The following is a 17118-nucleotide window of genomic DNA, read 5'->3' as shown; positions in this document are numbered from 1 at the left end:
GAACGGACCCGCGCCGTTCGCCTAAGCTCTCTTCCTACAGCCTTTTTTCAGAGATACCCCATGCTCAATAACGATCGCCTGCTGGTGCAAATCCTGCTGCTGGTGCTGTTCGGTGCCAGTTTCTGGGTGATGGCGCCGTTCTGGTCGGCGCTGTTCTGGGGCGCGGTGCTGGCGTTTGCCAGTTGGCCGCTGATGGTCCTGCTCACCCGCTGGCTGGGTGGGCGCGAATCCCTGGCAGCCGGCATCCTCACGTTGTGCTGGATGTTGCTGGTGGCGCTGCCGCTGGTGTGGCTGGGCTTTAACCTCGCGGACCATGTGCGCGATGCAACGGCCTTGATCAAGGATATCCAGGTCGATGGCCTGCCGGAGGCACCCACCTGGCTGGGTTCGATCCCCTTTGTTGGCGAACGGCTGGTGGCGATGTGGGACAGCATCGACCAGCAGGGCGCGGCCTTGATGGTCAGCATCAAGCCGTACTTGGGGCAAGTCGGCAATTGGTTGCTGGCGCGCAGTGCGCAGATCGGCGGTGGCATCCTGGAACTGACCCTGAGCCTGGTCTTCGTGTTCTTTTTCTATCGCGACGGGCCGCGCCTGGCGATGTTCGTCCATCGTCTGCTGGAGCGCTTGATCGGTGACCGTGCCGGCTACTACATCGAACTGGTGGCGGGGACGGTACAAAGGGTGGTCAATGGCGTGATCGGCACCGCCGCCGCCCAGGCCTTACTGGCGCTGATCGGCTTCCTGATCGCTGGCGTTCCGGGTGCATTGGTGCTGGGCATCGTCACCTTCCTGCTCAGCCTGATCCCCATGGGCCCGCCGCTGGTGTGGATTCCGGCCACAGCCTGGCTGGCCTGGAAGGGCGATTACACCTATGCGGTGTTCCTCGGTGTGTGGGGCACGTTCATCATCAGTGGCGTGGACAACGTGCTCAAACCTTACCTGATCAGCCGAGGCGGCAACCTGCCGCTGGTGATCGTGCTGCTCGGGGTGTTCGGCGGCTTGATTGCCTTTGGTTTTATCGGTTTGTTCATCGGCCCGACCTTGCTGGCGGTGGCCTACAGCCTGCTGATGGATTGGAGTGCGACCCAGGCCCAGGGGCGCCGCGAAGACAAGCCGCTGTAACTGTTATGTGAGGGCTAATGTGGGGCTTGGCACTCAGGTCCTTGGCAGCCACATCACCGCAGTCAAGCCACCGCCTGGTGTTTCCTCCAACTCCAGTCGACCGCCGAGGCGTTCGGCCGCTTCCTTGGAAATCGTCATGCCCAGGCCGACGCCGCCGGAGTTGCGATTGCGTGACCCCTCCAGCCGATAGAACGGCTCGAACACGGCCTCACGCTTGTCGGCGGCGATGCCGGGGCCGTGGTCGATCACGCGGATGATCAACGCTTCGCGGCTGTCCGTCAGCTCGATGCGCGCCGTGCCGGCATAGCGCAAGGCGTTGTCGATCAGGTTATTGAGGCACGAACGCAAGGCCATGGGCTGCACTTGCAGGGGCGCGCAGGTGCCGGCAAATTGCACATCGGAGCCTTGGTCCTGGGCGTTTTCGCTCATCGACTCGACCAACGCTTGCACGTCCAGCCAATGCCGGGTTTCGCCGGTGCGTTGTTCGTGCAGGTAGCTCAAGGTGGCGTCGAGCATGCCGATCATGTCGTCCAGGTCCTGCCGCATCTGGCCCTGCAGCTTGGTGTCTTCGATTTGTTCCAGGCGCAGCTTGAGGCGTGACAGCGGGGTGCGCAGGTCATGGGAAACCGCGCCGAGCATGCGCGCACGCTGGCTGACCTGCTCGCGGATACGCCGTTGCATCAGGTTGAAGGTCGATGCCGCCTGCCGTGCCTCCTGTGGCCCCGACTCGTCCAGGGGCGGGCTGTCGAGGTCCAGGCTCAAGCGCTCAGCGGCTTCACTCAGGCGCTGGATCGGCCGGCTCAGCAACTTGGCGCCATACCAGGCCGCGATGATCAGCGAGATGAACTGGAACGTCAGCGGCACCACTGGGCCACCGAACCAGGGGCGGCGGTGCTCTTTATGCAGTGGCTTCATGGAGCCGTCCGGCTGCTCGACGAACACTTCCTGAGGCGGTGGTGGAGGGGGCGGGCCGTAATAGCGAAACCAGGAGATCGCCAGCACGTGGGCCAGGACAATGGCCACCAACAACACGCCAAACAGTCGACCGAACAGCGTGTTGAAGGCGTTGCGCATCAGCCGATATCCCGGGCGTCGAACAGGTAGCCTTCACCGCGTACGGTCTTGATCAGTTGCGGTGCCTTGGGGTCATCCCCGAGTTTTTGCCGCAGTCGCGAGACCAGCAAGTCGATGCTGCGATCAAAGGCTTCGATGGAGCGGCCACGTGCGGCATCCAGCAATTGCTCGCGGCTCAACACCCGGCGCGGGCGCTCGATAAACACCCAGAGCAAGCGGAATTCCGCGTTGGACAGCGGCACCACCAGGCCATCGTCGGCCACCAGTTGGCGCAGCACGCTGTTGAGGCGCCAGTTGTCGAAGCGGATATTGGCGCGCTGTTCGGTGCGGTCATCGCGCACGCGGCGCAGGATGGTCTGGATACGCGCGACCAGTTCACGCGGTTCGAAGGGCTTGGACATATAGTCGTCGGCGCCCAGTTCCAGGCCGATGATGCGGTCGGTGGGTTCGCAGCGGGCGGTGAGCATCAGGATCGGGATGTCCGATTCCGCGCGCAACCAGCGGCACAGCGACAGGCCATCCTCGCCCGGCAGCATCAGGTCGAGCACCACCACGTCAAAGGTTTCAGCCTGCATGGCCTGGCGCATGGCGGTGCCGTCGGTGACGCCTGTGGCGAGAATGCCGAAGCGCGCGAGGTAGTCGATCAGCAGTTCGCGGATCGGCACATCGTCGTCGACGATCAGCGCGCGGGTGTTCCAACGCTTGTCATCGGCGATCATCGCGCCTTTTTGCTCGTCGTTCATGGAGACGGGAGGGGTATGCATAATGCGATCATCTGCCCTGTTGTTGCGGTCAGCATAGGCGCCCAGCCCCATGGCTGGAAGTGCTGCTCGGTGGGTCGTGCGGGCGAGGCTAGCCGTGGGGCGTGTTGGGGGCATGTCGTGAATGTATCAGCTTTGAAATAATTGCCCGAAAACGCCCGCCTAATGGCGCTTGGTCAGTATTTACCGATCATCGGATCCCGCAACGGCGCTGCTTGCGCTACAATCCGCGCCGATTTCGACTTGCCTGAGAGCTCATTCCAATGTCCGTCTGCCAGACTCCTATCATCGTCGCCCTGGATTACCCCACTCGTGACGCCGCACTGAAGCTGGCTGACCAGTTGGACCCGAAGCTTTGCCGGGTCAAGGTCGGCAAGGAGCTATTTACCAGCTGCGCCGCGGAAATCGTCGGCACCCTGCGCGACAAAGGTTTCGAGGTGTTCCTCGACCTGAAATTCCACGATATCCCGAATACCACTGCCATGGCGGTCAAGGCTGCTGCCGAAATGGGCGTGTGGATGGTCAATGTGCACTGCTCCGGTGGCCTGCGCATGATGTCGGCCTGCCGTGAAGTGCTGGAGCAGCGCAGCGGGCCTAAACCCCTGCTGATTGGTGTGACCGTGCTCACCAGCATGGAGCGCGAAGACCTGGCTGGTATCGGCCTGGATATCGAGCCTCAGGAGCAGGTGCTGCGCTTGGCAGCCCTGGCGCAGAAAGCCGGCCTTGATGGCCTGGTGTGCTCGGCGCTGGAAGCCCAGGCGCTGAAAACTGCGCACCCGTCGCTGCAACTGGTGACCCCGGGGATCCGCCCGGCGGGCAGCGCCCAGGATGACCAGCGCCGCATCCTGACTCCGCGTCAGGCACTGGACGCGGGTTCCGATTACCTGGTGATCGGCCGTCCGATCAGCCAGGCGGCCGATCCGGCCAAGGCGTTGGCGGCAGTGGTCGCCGAAATCGCCTGAAACCTGAGGCGAACACTGTGGAAAATGTGGGAGCGGGCTTGCTCGCGAACGCGGCCCGACAGCCAACCACTATCTAACTGTCACCCCGCGATCCAAAAATGTGGGAGCGGGCTGACAGCCGACCACTGTCTAACTGTCACCCCGCGTCCCAACTGTGGGAGCGGGCTTGCCCGCGAAAGCGCCCTGGCAGCCAACCACTCTCTGCCTGTCACCCCGCGATCCAACTGTGGGAGCGGGCTTGCCCGCGAAGGCGGCCTGACAGCCGACCTGGATGTTGGATCAGACCGGGTACATATCCGTTATTGAGGCAACGGCTGCTATGGGTTCCGCTCTTACAGCGGGTCACTTTGGAAAAGAGCCCCAAAGTAACCAAAAGGCTCTTGCCCCAACACTCGGCACCTCGCCTAGGCTCGGTGTGCCCGTAATCCGACAGTGATTTGGGGGGCCGCCGCCACGCGCCCTCCATGGCGCGGGGCGGCTAAACCGGCATCCCTGCCGGTTTACCCCCCAAATCCCTGTCGAATTCCGGCCAGCGTGTTTGATGGGGCGCCTGAGATCAAAAGCAAGATCACGATCAACAGCGGCTCGCTTCGCATCGTGGTTAGCGCTGGTTGCGCAGTGTGTCAGCTGACTTTGAGCACCAGTTTGCCGAAGTTTTCCCCGTTGAACAGTTTCATCAACGTCTCCGGGAACGTCTCCAGCCCTTCAACGATGTCTTCTTTGCTCTTGAGCTTGCCCTGGGCCATCCAGCCGGCCATTTCCTGGCCGGCGGCGGCGAAGTTGGCAGCGTGATCCATCACCACGAAGCCTTCCATGCGCGCGCGATTGACCAACAGTGACAAGTAGTTGGCCGGGCCCTTCACGGCTTCCTTGTTGTTGTATTGGCTGATGGCGCCGCAGATCACCACGCGCGCCTTCAACGCCAGGCGGCTGAGCACCGCGTCGAGAATATCGCCGCCGACGTTATCGAAATACACGTCTACACCTTTCGGGCACTCGCGCTTGAGCGCAGCGGGCACGTCTTCGCTTTTGTAATCGATGGCCGCGTCGAAGCCGAGTTCATCCACCAGGAACTTGCACTTGTCTGCGCCGCCAGCAATACCCACTACACGGCAGCCCTTGATCTTGGCGATCTGCCCGGCAATGCTGCCCACGGCACCGGCTGCGCCGGAGATCACCACGGTTTCGCCGGCCTTGGGCGCGCCGGTGTCCAGCAGTGCGAAGTAAGCGGTCATGCCGGTCATGCCCAGGGCAGACAGGTAACGGGGCAGGGGTGCCAGTTTCGGATCAACCTTGTAGAAACCCCGTGGCTCGCCCAGGAAGTAATCCTGCACGCCCAAGGCGCCGTTGACGTAGTCCCCGACCGCAAACTTCGGAGTGTTCGAGGCAATCACTTTGCCCACGCCGAGGGCACGCATCACTTCACCGATGCCGACCGGCGGAATATAGGATTTGCCTTCATTCATCCAGCCACGCATGGCCGGGTCGAGGGACAGGTATTCGTTGCGCACCAGCACCTGGCCGTCCTGGGGCGTGCCCACCGGCACTTCCTGATAGGTGAAGGTTTCCCGGGTGGCCGCGCCGACCGGGCGCTTGGCGAGCAGGAATTGGCGATTGGTCTGGGCGGTCATGGCAGCGACTCTTCTGGAAATGAACCTGAAGTGATAGACCTTGAGCGGGCTGTGAGCAAGGTTCACAGAAGGCGCGAATGCCGCCCGATAGGCGCTGCTGATAGTTGTGCCGTGGCTCTTATCACTGCGATTCATGCAGCCTCACACGGCCTTCTGATAGTGCTGACGCGCCCCATGCTGCGTTGGCTAGACTCGACCCACGGTTATTTTCCCCACAGGACATCCTCCATGAGCATGACGTTTTCCGGCCAGGTCGCCCTGGTAACCGGCGCCGCCGCCGGTATTGGCCGCGCCACCGCGTTGGCCTTCGCCGCCGAAGGTTTGAAAGTAGTGGTTGCCGACCTGGATGTCGCGGGCGGCGAAGGCACCGTCGCATTGATCCATCAGGCTGGCGGTGAGGCGCTGTTCGTTCGTTGCAACGTCACGCTCGAGGCGGATGTGCAGCAATTGATGGCCCAGACCATCGACGCTTATGGCCGCCTGGACTACGCCTTCAATAACGCCGGGATCGAGATCGAGAAGGGCAAGCTGGCGGACGGCAGCCTGGATGAGTTCGACGCGATCATGGGCGTCAACGTCAAAGGCGTGTGGTTGTGCATGAAGCACCAATTGCCGCTGCTGCTCGCGCAGGGCGGCGGGGCGATCGTCAACACTGCGTCGGTCGCGGGTTTGGGCGCGGCGCCGAAAATGAGCATCTATGCGGCGTCCAAGCATGCGGTGATCGGCCTGACCAAATCGGCGGCCATCGAGTATGCGAAGAAGAAAATCCGCGTCAACGCTGTCTGCCCGGCCGTGATCGATACCGATATGTTCCGGCGTGCCTACGAAGCCGACCCACGCAAGGCCGAATTTGCCGCCGCCATGCACCCGGTCGGGCGCATTGGCAAGGTCGAGGAAATTGCCAGTGCGGTGCTGTACCTGTGCAGCGATGGTGCGGCCTTTACCACGGGCCAAGCCTTGGCGGTAGACGGCGGTGCGACGGCTATCTAGGACCTCAGGTTGTCCTCCAATCGAAAAGGTTTGGGGGACTGTGGGGCGTTTCCACAGCTGGCAGTGTGCCCTGTCAGAATGTGTATCAACAGGTAAATAACTCAATAAAATCAATACTTTAATAAAACTTGGCAAGCGGTCTCCGGGGGCTTCTGTGCTTAACTGTCCAGGGTTGAATAACAGACAGTTGAAGTGAGTGGCGCATGGATTTAGGGATCGATCGACAAGCCCTTGTACCGGTGGTTCAGCAGATCATCAGCGCAGTGGCGCAATGGATTCGCACGAGCGGGGCGAGCCCTGGCACACGCTTACCGTCCGTTCGACAGGTGGCCCTCGATAACCTGCTCAGCCAGTCCAGCGTGATTGAGGCATTCGAGCGAATGGTCGCCCAGGGCATGTTGGTTTCCAAACCGGGGGCAGGTTTCAGCGTGGCCCAGCCGCCGACGCCGCATGAAGGCCAGTGGTACGAAGGTGCCGAGCGAGACTGGGGAGCCTTCGCCGATAACCCATTGGGCGAGCTGAAACTGGGCTGCGGCTGGTTGCCGGATGCCTGGCGCGAAAGCGATGACATCAGCTACGCGATTCGCGAAGTCACCCGTACCGACACGGCGGGCCTGTTCAACTACAGCACCCCGTTGGGTCTGCCGGCGTTGCGCGAGCAATTGCTCAAGCGCCTGACCCAGACCCACATCGCCACCAACCTCGACCGTATCCTCACGACGGCCGGCGCCAGCCATGCCCAGGACCTGCTGATACGCACACTGCTCAAGGCCGGTGATTGCGTGGTGGTGGAAACACCAGGGTACGGCAACCTCTATCGGCAACTGGCGTTCCACGGTGTGCAACTGCTGGAAGTACCGCGTACGCGCGGTGGTCCGGATATCCCGGCGTTGGAAACGCTGCTGCGGCAGCATCGGCCCAAGTGCCTGTTCATCAACAGCCTGTACCACAACCCCACCGGCTCGAGTTTGTGCCGTGCGGTGGCCGAGCGTTTGCTGGAGCTGGCGCGTCGCGAAAACTTCCTGATCATCGAAGAAGATGTTTTCGGCGACTTGCAACATGCCAGTTGCACGCGGCTTTCGGCACTGCCCCATGATGACCGGGTGATTTACGTCGCGAGCTTTTCCAAGACCCTGAGCAGCGCCTTGCGCGTGGGGTATCTGAGCGCCAGCACGGCGATCATCGCGCAGTTGACCTGCCTCAAGACCTTGACCGGCTTTGGCACCTCGCGGTTTGCAGAGGCCGTGGTGGCCACGCTTCTGGCGAATGGCACCTACCGCAAATGGGTGCAGCGTCTGCGCAAGCGGCTGAGTACGCAAATGGCCGCCACGTTGCAGGTGCTCGAAGATGAGGAGTGGGAGGTGTTCGCCACGCCCGCTGGCGGGATGTTCCTGTGGGCGCGGCCGGGGGCAGGGGATCGGTCGCGGTTGCAGGCGTGCGCCCGGCGGCTCGGCGTTTTATTGTCGCCGGGGGCACTGTTCAGCCCGACCAGCGAGCCCAGTGAGTGGCTGCGCATCAATGTGGCCTATGCTGCTGATCAACGCGCCTTGGCGTTTTTCCGAGCCATGGGACCCGTCAGATCGACCTCGACCATTCTGAAAACGACGAGGGTGTAGCTTTTTGCCATTATTGTGGCGCCAACGACTTGTGTTCAGTGCCTTGTGGTTGCGAATCTCGCTTGTATAAACCGGGCTTGATGGCATCTGCCATTGCAAGAGGATTCAAGTGCAATGATTTCGGCCGTGCAACGACGCTTCGCCAACCTCGGTATGGCAAAAAAACTGGGCTTGGGCTTCACCCTGGTGCTGCTGTTGACGGCCTTGGTCGCGGCTATCGGCGTGTGGTCCCTGCAAACCGTTGGCCAGCGCTTCGAAGGGCTCAAGACCATGTCGTCGCTCAACAGTGGCCTGCTCAAGGTGCGCCTGATCGAGCAGGACTACGCGTTGCATGCCGACCCCAAGGCCGTTGACGCCCTGCATGAGAGTGTCGATGCCTTGGCCGCTCTCGCCGCCAGCCTCAAGGCCCAGTCGGCGGCCAACATGCCGGTCATGACGGATGTCGAACAGGCCCTGGCCGCCTACCGCAAGGCATTCGATGAGTTCGTCGAATTGACCCAGACCAAGGACCTGGCGTTGGAAATGACCAGTTGGTCTGTGTCCAGCGTGGCCAATAATCTCGACGTATTGCAGGCCGGGTTGGCGGACGACGGCGCCTATGGCCTCAAGGAAAGCCAGGGCAAGGAGGGGGCCGAGTTTATCGAGCAGGCCGGGCAGGTCAGCCAGGTGTCGCGCCTGATGCTGCAAGCCATGAACGAAGCGCGGGTACGCCTGGACCAGAGCCGCAAGGCGAGTGAGGAAGAAACCGAACAGGGCAAGATCGAGCAGGCCGACCAGGCCCTGGCCCAGGTGGAGCAACTGAAGACCTCGGTCAAGGACCCCGGCTACCAGACCGTGCTTAACGAAGTGGCTGGGCATATCGCCGCGTTCAGTGAAAAGCTCGGTGAGTACACCGGCCTGCTGGCCCAGGAGAAAGTGGTCTACAAGCAGTTGCATGATCGGGCAGACCAGGTGGTGAGCCGGGTCAACCAGGCTTATGACGCCGAAGACCAGTCGATGCAGGCGCAGTTGAAGAAAAGCGCGATGCTGATCATCGGCTCTTCGGCCCTGGCGCTGCTGGTGGGGTTGATCGCGGCCTGGGTGATTACCCGGCTGATCGTTGCGCCGCTGCGCAGTGTGATCGCCGTGGCCCAGCAGATTGCCGCCGGCGACTTGAGCGGGCGCATGGAGGTCAGCCGTCGCGATGAAATCGGCCAACTGATGCAGGCGATGCAACAGATGGGCAACGGGCTGAGCCAGATGGTCAGCGGCCTGCAAGCCGGTATCGAGCAACTGGCCAGCTCGGCGCATTCATTGTCCAGCGTCACCGAGCAGACCAATGTCGAAGTCAGCAGCCAGAAAGAAGAAACCGAACAGGTCGCCACGGCGATGAACCAGATGACCGCCACCGTGCACGACGTGGCGCGCAACGCCGAAGAGGCCGCGCAAGCCGCACAGACGGCGGATGACAAAGTCGACAGCGGCCAGCAAGTGGTGCGCCAGAGCCTGCAGCGCATTGAATTGCTCGCCACCTCCAGCACCAGTGCCAGCGCCAGCATCGAGAGCCTGAGCGCAGAAATCCAGCATATCGGCACCGTGTTGAGCGTGATCAAAAGCGTGGCCGAACAGACCAACCTGCTGGCCCTCAACGCTGCCATCGAAGCCGCACGCGCCGGAGAGCAGGGGCGCGGCTTTGCGGTGGTGGCCGATGAAGTGCGGGCCCTGGCCAAGCGCACCCAGCAATCCACCGAGGAAATCGAGCGCCTGGTCAGTACCTTGCGCAGCGCGGCCCAGTCATCGGTGCAGCAGATCCAGCAGAGCGGTGAGCTGGTGAAGCTGGCGGTCAGCGATGCGCTGGAAACCGAGAGCGCCTTGGGCAGCATCGCAGTGGCGGTATCGTTGATCCAGCAGATGAACCAGCAGATTGCCGCTGCGGCCGAGCAGCAAAGCTCGGTGGCCGAAGAGATCAACCGCAGTGTCACCAGTATCCGCGCCAGTGCCGATCAATCGGCGCTGAGCATGCAGGGCAACGCCGCGTCGAGTATTCAACTGGCGCAGTTGGGCGCGGAGCTCAAGGGCATGGTAGGGCACTTCCGCCTGTGATCGCGGCGTTGACGCAGCGACCACAGGGGAGGGCGGTCAGGCGTTGTTGGCGAGGAAGGTCAGCAGCGCTTCGTTGACGAAGTCCGGGTTTTCCCTTGCGCTGATATGGCCCGCTTGCGGGATCAGGATCACGCTGCAGCCAATCAGGCCGGCCATTTCCTCTGATTCGACGGGCGGGCGCGGTTTGTCTTGTTCGCCGCACATCACCAGCGTGGTGTCGGCGTCCAGGCGTGGCAATTGCTCCAGCACATCCTCGCGACTGAAGATCAACCGGCCTAGGGGCACGATGCTGTGCAGCAGGCGCTCTTTGGAATAGCCCTGCAATTGCGTGCGAAAATCCTGGTACAGCGCTGATTCTCGGTCGATATCCGGGCGGAAGAAAATCGGTGCGACCACATCCAGCAAGGGCTCGGGGATGGCGCCGGCGTCTTCGATCATCTTGAACAGCGAGAAATAGTACTGGCGCGTGGCCTCGGGCTCGGCACCCAGGTAAGTGTCCATCAGTACCAGGCTGTTGATCCGCTGCGGTGCCAGCAACGCCAGGCGTGCGCCCCACATGCCACCCACGGAGAGCCCCACCAGGTTGATCTGGGGGATATCCAACTGGTCCAGCAAGGCCAGGGCCTGGCGCGTCAGGTCGTCGAGGGCGTGCGTTTGCGCGGGCAACGGACCGGATTCGCCATGGCCCCACAGTTCGGGAACGATGACGCGGTACTGTTGCGACAGGGCTTCGATCTGCGGCGCCCACATATCGGCGCCCCACAGGTAGCTTGAACCCAGCAGGACGACGGGGCCGCAGCCCTGGTCGACGTAGTGCAGCGGTTGTCCATCAATGACGGCGACAGGCATAGCAGGCCTCTGACTTCATGGAGTTAGGGGCACTTTTGTACGCTAGTCGGGGGCGGGGGGATAGATGCAAAGTGATGGCATGTAGCGAACTGGGGGCTATACCGCGCCGGGTACGGTGCTGTGCCTGTGGCGAGGGAGCGTGCTCCCTCCGGCGACCTGACAGCCAACCACTGTCTGACTGTCACCCCGCGATCCAACGGTGGGAGCTGGCCTGCTCGTGAAAGCGGCCTGGCAGCCGACCTGGAGGTTGGATCAGGCCGGGTACCTATCCATTTCTGCGGTAACGGCTGCGATGGGTTCCACTCTTACAGCGGGGCACTTTTGGAAAAGAGCCCGGAATTCCGACCCGCGCGTTTGATGGGGCGGCTCAGATCAGAAGCAAGATCAAAAGCTCGATCAAGGTCGGCTCGGTTCGCATCGCAGTTAGCGTTGGTCGCTAAAGTGTCGTGTAGGTACCTGTGTACAGGAGGGGCATCAGTCGTAGATGACCTTCTTCTTCCACTCGGCGTCGGCGTCGACCACCTTGAGGCCTTCGGTCAGCTCGTTGACCTCGTCTTCGGCCGGCTTGCTGTTGGTCAGCACTGTTGAGTTGGCGCGGGCCAGTTGGCCTTCCAACTGCTGCAGCTGTGCGCTGTAGATCACCGGCTCCGGCTGTTTGCGCAGATACTGCACGCCACGTTCGAAGGCCAGGCGCGCCTGGCCGGGTTGGCCTTGTTGCAGCGCGTGCTGGCCGAGGTTGTTAAAGAACTCGATATGCAGCAACACCAGGATATGGCGGATTTCCCTGATCCAGTGCTTGGCCTCATTGGCCGGCAGGAAGCCGTCCTGGGCAGCACGGGTGACCTGGCCATGCAGGGCTTCAAGCAAGAAACGCACGTCCTTGGCCTTGGCTTCGGTCTGGATCGGCGCGGGCGGGTTGTTCACCGGGATCGATTCGCCCTGGGCCACCAGCGTATTCAGCTCGGTGATGCGGGCCTTGATCGGTGCACTGCCTTTATTGAGGTTCAACAGGCGCTGGTTGACGTTGAGCTCCAGGCGGGTCAGCAACAGTTTGAGCGCCGGGGTCATCAACTGGCCGGGAAAGGTCTCGGTGATTTCACCGCAACGGCGCAGGCGATCGTTTAACTCGATCTCGGTGCGCTTCTTTTCCAGCTTGTTGTTTTCCACCACGTGGTTCATGTAGCCAATGGCGATCAGTATTGCGATCCCGGCTATTACCAGCAGGGTGATCATGAGTGGTGTCACCGGTGTGACCTCTTTATAGGGTTTACAGTGGAGTGTAGTGACTGGGCCTTCCGGCGGATAGGACTGATCGACCAGTTGCCCAGGCAGTGCGCTTCTATATAGGTAGGCGTTGCCTGGGTAGATGCACATTGCCATCATTTGCCGGAACGAACTATAGCGTCTTGTCGGGCGCCAGAATATAGGCGTCAAAGCCCGGACGGGCACAATCCCCCCGCAAGCCCGTAAAGCAGGGCGAAGTCATTGATTTAAATAAATTTATCCTTGGGGGTTGACGACCTTTCAATCCATCCATAGAATGCGCGCCACTTACAGCGTAAAGCACACAGCGAAACGCGGTAGGGAGTGAATGTTGTACGTGTGTCCCCTTCGTCTAGTGGCCTAGGACACCGCCCTTTCACGGCGGTAACAGGGGTTCGAGTCCCCTAGGGGACGCCATTATGCGGGAATAGCTCAGTTGGTAGAGCACGACCTTGCCAAGGTCGGGGTCGCGAGTTCGAGTCTCGTTTCCCGCTCCAAATTTAAGCAGTGTGGCCCTCGGGCGACACTGAGTGAAACCAGGGCATAATCTTCGGATTTAATCCCTGGACACTGAAATACACACCATGTGTTTCAGTTGTGTGTCCCCTTCGTCTAGTGGCCTAGGACACCGCCCTTTCACGGCGGTAACAGGGGTTCGAGTCCCCTAGGGGACGCCATTTGCGGGAATAGCTCAGTTGGTAGAGCACGACCTTGCCAAGGTCGGGGTCGCGAGTTCGAGTCTCGTTTCCCGCTCCATATTCAACGAAAACGCCGATCAGCAATGATCGGCGTTTTTGTATGTGCGTGATTTGTGGAGAAACGCCGCAGGCTCGCTGCGGCGCCGCTTAATGCGTTGTCAGGGCGTCCTGCCCGGGCATGAAAAACCGCGCAAACAACTCGGATTGAGACTTGATGCTCAGTTTGTTGTAGAGGTTGCGACGGTGGACTTTTATGGTCTCTGTCGACAGTTTCAATTTGCCGGCGATCTCTTTGTTGGAAAAACCACTTAATAGCAGCCTGAGCACATCTTTTTCACGCGCTGTGATGAGTGCGCCGAGTTGCGCGATCGCTTCTGACCATGGCGGCGGCTCGGCCTGGCTTTTTTCCGCGTCACTTTCAAAGCACATGCGTTGATGCATCAATGCCATCACCCAGGGCTTGATGATGTCCAGCATCGTGATCTGCTGCGGGCTGTACCTCACGTTGCTGCCCAATGAAATACACAGCGTCCTGTCGGCGTCGAGTTGTACGTTGTATTGCACCTCATCCACGCTGACGTACTGGGCGAAATACTGGTGGTAATACTCGGTGGTCAGGAAGTGCTCCGGCGCAATGTCGGACAGGTGAAAAAAACCACTCTGCGGGTTTTCCCGGTTGGCAATGTAGAACGGGTCGAGCAGGTACAGACCTTTTAAATAGCGCTGGATCAGCGCGTCCACTTCTTCCGCATCGGCGACTTCGGTCATGCTGATGACCCGTACCTGCTGATCACTGAAGATCAGCACGACCCAGTTGTCGATCTGGACATATTCCTTTAACACGCGGACCAGTGAGCCCCAGAAGGCTGGGCGGTTCAGCTGCATGATCAGCGTCCCGGCCGACCGGTGCCAGGCGAGGTTATGAAGGTCGAGCGACATTTACTACCTCTTTAGGGTTAGGTATTCCTGGCGTTGAGCTAAGTACTTCTAGGTATTTACTAATCGGACGTGCCGAGTATATTCACCCCCCAGTGGATGAAGGCCATGATGGCCTGTCGTTTTTGACAAGGATAGCTATATGAGTCAACCCCATTTGCGCGCCATTTTTATGTCCGCGTTAATCTGCCTGTGTGCCAGTGCGCCGGCTTCGGCGGCCGAGTCACGGGTCAACCTGTACAACTGGTTCGGGCTGATCGCGCCGGAAACGCCAAAGGAATTTCAGCAGAAGACCGGTACGCGGATGCATATCGATGCCTTCGACAGTGCCGAGATCATGCAGAGCAAGCTCATGGCCGGGCGCACCGGGTATGACGTCGTCGTTGCCACCTCGAATGTCTTGCCAAGCCTGATCCAGGCAGGCGTACTTGCGCCGCTGGACCGCTCTCAACTGAGTAATTTCTCACACATCGATCCGGAGATGCTGGCGCTGCTTGAAGCCAATGACCCGGGTAACCGTTACGCCGTCCCCTACTTGTGGGGCACCACCGGCATTGGTTATGACGTGGATAAGGTCAAGGCCGCCCTGGGTGACGATGCCCCGGTGGACAGCTGGGACTTGATCTTCAAGGAAGAGAACATCAGCAAGCTCAAGTCGTGTGGCGTGGCGATGCTCGACTCCCCAAGTGAAATCATTTCGATTGCCTTGAATTACCTCGGGCTGCCGAGCAACAGCCAGAACCCTGAGGATTACCAGAAAGCCCAGGCGCTGCTGCTGAAGATCCGCCCTTACGTGCTCTACTTCGATTCATCCCGAACCGACGCCGACTTTGCCGATGGCAATATCTGTGTGGTGGTGGGCTGGGCGAACGGGGCGCTGATGGCGCAGGCCATCAATGAGAAAAATAGCACCGGCCGCAAAATTGCCTACAGCTTGCCTCGTGAAGGTGGGCTGGTGTGGTCGGAAAACTTTGTGCTGCTCAAGGATGCGCCGCATGCCCGCCAAGGTCTGGCGTTTATCAACTACATGCTGGACCCGCAAGTGATCGCCAAGAGCTCCAACCACACGCTGTACCCCAACGCCAACAAGGATGCCACCGCGTTGGTCGAGCAGAAGCTGCGCGACAACCCCTGGATTTATCCGTCCAAAGAGACGATTGCCACCTTGGTTCCCCTTGAACCGCTGCCCTTGAAGTTGGAGCGAATCCGTACGCGGGTGTGGACCAAGGTGAAGAGTGGGACCTGATCGCACGAATCCATAGGCATGTCGGGCGCTTGGCTCTGCAGCAGTCGCAGATGTTCCAGTGAAGGAGGTCAATCATGGGCCAAGGCTATTATCAGCGTGACGTTAATTCGAACGATGACAAGGCGTACAAGGAAATCGAAGAACAGATTGGCCACTGTACGCCTGAGCAAGCCTGGGCCATGTATTACGTCTCGACGGGCATGGTGCGTGAGTACATTACACGGGCGGTGATGGAGCATATCGGCCGCGGCAACCGCGCGCTGTTGCTGGAGTTTCCGGAACTTGCCCGGGCCGAAGAGAGATCCCGCTTCCTGCTACCGCTCTAACCGAATGCCGATCAGTGATGATCGGCATTTTTGTAGGTGCGCACATTGGCTGCCTTGGCCAGACGCAACGTGGCCTCACGGATTTCTTCCTGATTGAGTGACGCGAAGCCCAGGCGCAGTGCATTTTCCGGCTGGTCCAGTGGCGAAAACTGCCTGCCACTGCGTACCACCAGCCCATGGTCCACGGCGCTCGCCACCGTCTGATCGACGTTTATCTGATCTTCGAACCGCACCCACAGCGCCAGCCCGCCTTCCGGTTCCCGCACACTGATCCGCTCGCCGAAGGCCTCGTGCAGGCAGGTCTGCAAGGCTTCGCGGCGGGCGCGGTATTCCTTGGAAACACGGCGCAGATGCTTCTTCAATTCGCCATCATTGATCAGGTCCGCGAGCATCTTCTGCGCGATCGCATCGGCATCGCCCAGCATCAGTGCGGCGTTGATGTGCAAGGTTTCAATCACATCAGTGGGCGCAACCACATAGCTGCAGCGAAACGTCGAGCCGAGGGCCTTGGATAACGAACCGACATAGATCACATGACGCTGCGAGCGGTCGCTGGCCAGGGGCAGGTAGGGCCGCCCGTTGAAGTGATACTCGTGGTCGTAGTCTTCTTCGATGATGCAGAAGTCATGCTGCGCCGCCAAGGCCAATAGCTGTTGCCGCCGCGCCGCGTGCAAGCTCACGGTGGTGGGGAATTGGTGGTGTGGCGTGAGATAGATCATCCGCACCTGATGTGCACGGCACAGGCGATCGATCTGGTCCGTGCGACAGCCTTCTTCGTCCAGGTCCACCGTGACCAGTTGCGCGCCCAGTTTGCGGAAAATTTCCCAGGCCGGCGGGTAGCTCAGCCGCTCCACCAGCACCACGTCGCCGGGTTTCAGCAGCAGGCTGGCAGTCAGGTACAGCGACATCTGGGTGCCTTGGGTCAGGCAGATATTCTCGGCGCTGACCCTCAACCCCCTGTTGTTGCGCAGCATCTCGGCCAGGGCACAGCGCAAATGGTAGCCGGTGCCCTCACTGCCGTAGCGCACGGAGTTCGAGGCGAAACTGCTGCGCAGGGCATTGCGGTAGTAGCGATGCAGGACGGCTTGGGGCAGCAAGCGGTGGTCGCTGGTGCCGTTATCGAAAAACAGCGCGCCATGTCGATGCTGCAGTGCCGTCACCTGGGCGTTCTGGGCGAAATACGGGACGACCGCCTGCGCCAGGATGGGCGGTGCGAAGGACGGCTGCGCGCGACTCGGCAATTGCTTGGGCGTCAACTGCGCATTGACGAAGGTCCCGCGTCGCGGCTCGCTGACCAGCCAGCCTTTGGTCAGGGCTTCTTCGTAGGCCAGGATCACGGTCTTGCGGTTGACGTCGAGCAACTGCGCCATTTCCCGCGTGCCCGGCAGCAAGGTGCCAGGCGGCAATCGGCCGTCAAGGATCGCGGTCACCAGGCCTTCGGCAATCTTGCGGTAGGACGCCTTGCTGCCACTGTCGTCGAGGTTGAGGAGTGGACGCCATTTACGCATCTGGACCATCTGAATTATCCAAAACTGGAGGTTCTAATGGGCCTAGTCTAGCGC

Annotated in this window: 14 protein-coding genes, 4 tRNA genes and 1 pseudogene; 12 read left to right on the top strand and 7 right to left on the bottom strand. The window is 60.8% G+C overall.

Features of this window, described 5'->3' with window-relative positions:
* The first annotated feature begins 60 nt into the window (after positions 1–60).
* Positions 61–1122, top strand: a complete 1062-nt coding sequence (locus CQ002_RS17475) for an AI-2E family transporter (protein WP_034102983.1) — start codon at positions 61–63, stop codon at positions 1120–1122.
* A gap of 33 nt (positions 1123–1155) precedes the next feature.
* On the opposite strand, the gene CQ002_RS17470 is transcribed toward CQ002_RS17475, so the two are convergent.
* Positions 1156–2196 (bottom strand): HAMP domain-containing sensor histidine kinase, encoded by a 1041-nt coding sequence (locus CQ002_RS17470; protein WP_105161900.1) that lies wholly within the window; start codon positions 2194–2196, stop codon positions 1156–1158.
* The gene (locus CQ002_RS17465) at positions 2196–2960 is read right to left on the bottom strand and encodes a response regulator (RefSeq protein WP_105161901.1); all 765 of its coding nucleotides are present in this window, start codon (positions 2958–2960) and stop codon (positions 2196–2198) included. Before CQ002_RS17465 ends, CQ002_RS17470 begins: the two co-directional genes overlap by 1 nt.
* 260 nt (positions 2961–3220) lie before the next feature.
* On the opposite strand from CQ002_RS17465, the gene pyrF reads away from it, so the two are divergent.
* A complete protein-coding gene (gene pyrF, locus CQ002_RS17460; protein WP_010211681.1) occupies positions 3221–3919 on the top strand; it encodes an orotidine-5'-phosphate decarboxylase in 699 nt (232 codons plus the stop codon).
* Positions 3920–4542: 623 nt separating this feature from the next.
* Here the strand turns inward: pyrF and CQ002_RS17450 are convergent.
* On the bottom strand, positions 4543–5550 hold the full coding sequence (locus CQ002_RS17450) for an NADP-dependent oxidoreductase (protein WP_034106548.1): 1008 nt from the start codon (positions 5548–5550) through the stop codon (positions 4543–4545).
* Between the two features lie 228 nt (positions 5551–5778).
* On the opposite strand from CQ002_RS17450, the gene CQ002_RS17445 reads away from it, so the two are divergent.
* From CQ002_RS17445 to CQ002_RS28925, 4 genes and pseudogenes are all read left to right on the top strand, one after another.
* Positions 5779–6540, top strand: a complete 762-nt coding sequence (locus CQ002_RS17445; protein WP_034106546.1) for an SDR family oxidoreductase — start codon at positions 5779–5781, stop codon at positions 6538–6540.
* A 203-nt stretch (positions 6541–6743) separates the two neighbouring features.
* Positions 6744–8156 carry a PLP-dependent aminotransferase family protein gene (locus tag CQ002_RS17440; RefSeq protein WP_069022612.1) on the top strand — a complete coding sequence of 471 codons (1413 nt, stop codon included), beginning with the start codon at positions 6744–6746 and terminating at the stop codon, positions 8154–8156.
* Positions 8157–8270: 114 nt separating this feature from the next.
* Positions 8271–9380 (top strand): annotated as a pseudogene (locus CQ002_RS28930) (HAMP domain-containing protein); the annotation flags it as partial.
* The gene (locus tag CQ002_RS28925; protein WP_371919461.1) at positions 9357–10238 is read left to right on the top strand and encodes a methyl-accepting chemotaxis protein; all 882 of its coding nucleotides are present in this window, start codon (positions 9357–9359) and stop codon (positions 10236–10238) included. The pseudogene CQ002_RS28930 and the gene CQ002_RS28925, both read left to right, overlap by 24 nt.
* A 36-nt stretch (positions 10239–10274) precedes the next feature.
* Here CQ002_RS28925 and CQ002_RS17430 read toward each other — a convergent pair whose 3' ends face one another.
* Positions 10275–11087 carry an alpha/beta fold hydrolase gene (locus CQ002_RS17430; RefSeq protein WP_105161904.1) on the bottom strand — a complete coding sequence of 271 codons (813 nt, stop codon included), beginning with the start codon at positions 11085–11087 and terminating at the stop codon, positions 10275–10277.
* Positions 11088–11561: 474 nt separating this feature from the next.
* On the bottom strand, positions 11562–12332 hold the full coding sequence (locus CQ002_RS17425; protein WP_034106538.1) for a hypothetical protein: 771 nt from the start codon (positions 12330–12332) through the stop codon (positions 11562–11564).
* A gap of 359 nt (positions 12333–12691) precedes the next feature.
* Here CQ002_RS17425 and CQ002_RS17420 point away from each other — a divergent pair.
* From CQ002_RS17420 to CQ002_RS17405, 4 genes are all read left to right on the top strand, one after another.
* Positions 12692–12767 (top strand) — tRNA-Glu (locus CQ002_RS17420).
* A 4-nt stretch (positions 12768–12771) separates the two neighbouring features.
* Positions 12772–12847: transfer RNA gene (locus tag CQ002_RS17415), tRNA-Gly, on the top strand.
* Between the two features lie 104 nt (positions 12848–12951).
* Positions 12952–13027: transfer RNA gene (locus tag CQ002_RS17410), tRNA-Glu, on the top strand.
* 3 nt (positions 13028–13030) lie between these two features.
* Positions 13031–13106: transfer RNA gene (locus CQ002_RS17405), tRNA-Gly, on the top strand.
* 89 nt (positions 13107–13195) lie between these two features.
* Here CQ002_RS17405 and CQ002_RS17400 read toward each other — a convergent pair.
* Positions 13196–13987 carry a LuxR C-terminal-related transcriptional regulator gene (locus CQ002_RS17400; protein WP_105161905.1) on the bottom strand — a complete coding sequence of 264 codons (792 nt, stop codon included), beginning with the start codon at positions 13985–13987 and terminating at the stop codon, positions 13196–13198.
* Between the two features lie 139 nt (positions 13988–14126).
* On the opposite strand from CQ002_RS17400, the gene CQ002_RS17395 reads away from it, so the two are divergent.
* A complete protein-coding gene (locus tag CQ002_RS17395; protein WP_105161906.1) occupies positions 14127–15230 on the top strand; it encodes a polyamine ABC transporter substrate-binding protein in 1104 nt (367 codons plus the stop codon).
* 74 nt (positions 15231–15304) lie between these two features.
* Positions 15305–15556 (top strand): hypothetical protein, encoded by a 252-nt coding sequence (locus CQ002_RS17390; protein ID WP_034106532.1) that lies wholly within the window; start codon positions 15305–15307, stop codon positions 15554–15556.
* 11 nt (positions 15557–15567) lie between these two features.
* On the opposite strand, the gene CQ002_RS17385 is transcribed toward CQ002_RS17390, so the two are convergent.
* A complete protein-coding gene (locus CQ002_RS17385; RefSeq protein ID WP_105161907.1) occupies positions 15568–17073 on the bottom strand; it encodes a PLP-dependent aminotransferase family protein in 1506 nt (501 codons plus the stop codon).
* Between the last annotated feature and the right edge of the window lie 45 nt (positions 17074–17118).

The sequence above is a fragment of the Pseudomonas sp. MYb13 genome (genome assembly GCF_002980075.1).
Taxonomy (GTDB): Bacteria; Pseudomonadota; Gammaproteobacteria; order Pseudomonadales; family Pseudomonadaceae; genus Aquipseudomonas; species Aquipseudomonas lurida.
Note: the sequence above shows the minus strand (reverse complement) of the source record. Positions and strands in the feature narration are given on the sequence as shown.

Excerpts from the sequence above, each read along its gene's own strand:
- CQ002_RS17390 (WP_034106532.1), top strand. The coding sequence starts at position 15,305 with ATGGGCCAAGGCTATTATCAGCGTGACGTTAATTCGAACGATGACAAG.
- CQ002_RS28925 (WP_371919461.1), top strand. The coding sequence starts at position 9,357 with ATGCAGGCGATGCAACAGATGGGCAACGGGCTGAGCCAGATGGTCAGC.
- CQ002_RS17470 (WP_105161900.1), bottom strand. The coding sequence starts at position 2,196 with ATGCGCAACGCCTTCAACACGCTGTTCGGTCGACTGTTTGGCGTGTTG.
- CQ002_RS17430 (WP_105161904.1), bottom strand. The coding sequence starts at position 11,087 with ATGCCTGTCGCCGTCATTGATGGACAACCGCTGCACTACGTCGACCAG.
- CQ002_RS17440 (WP_069022612.1), top strand. The coding sequence starts at position 6,744 with ATGGATTTAGGGATCGATCGACAAGCCCTTGTACCGGTGGTTCAGCAG.
- pyrF (WP_010211681.1), top strand. The coding sequence starts at position 3,221 with ATGTCCGTCTGCCAGACTCCTATCATCGTCGCCCTGGATTACCCCACT.
- CQ002_RS17465 (WP_105161901.1), bottom strand. The coding sequence starts at position 2,960 with ATGCATACCCCTCCCGTCTCCATGAACGACGAGCAAAAAGGCGCGATG.
- CQ002_RS17395 (WP_105161906.1), top strand. The coding sequence starts at position 14,127 with ATGAGTCAACCCCATTTGCGCGCCATTTTTATGTCCGCGTTAATCTGC.
- CQ002_RS17385 (WP_105161907.1), bottom strand. The coding sequence starts at position 17,073 with ATGGTCCAGATGCGTAAATGGCGTCCACTCCTCAACCTCGACGACAGT.
- CQ002_RS17445 (WP_034106546.1), top strand. The coding sequence starts at position 5,779 with ATGAGCATGACGTTTTCCGGCCAGGTCGCCCTGGTAACCGGCGCCGCC.
- CQ002_RS17475 (WP_034102983.1), top strand. The coding sequence starts at position 61 with ATGCTCAATAACGATCGCCTGCTGGTGCAAATCCTGCTGCTGGTGCTG.
- CQ002_RS17450 (WP_034106548.1), bottom strand. The coding sequence starts at position 5,550 with ATGACCGCCCAGACCAATCGCCAATTCCTGCTCGCCAAGCGCCCGGTC.
- CQ002_RS17400 (WP_105161905.1), bottom strand. The coding sequence starts at position 13,987 with ATGTCGCTCGACCTTCATAACCTCGCCTGGCACCGGTCGGCCGGGACG.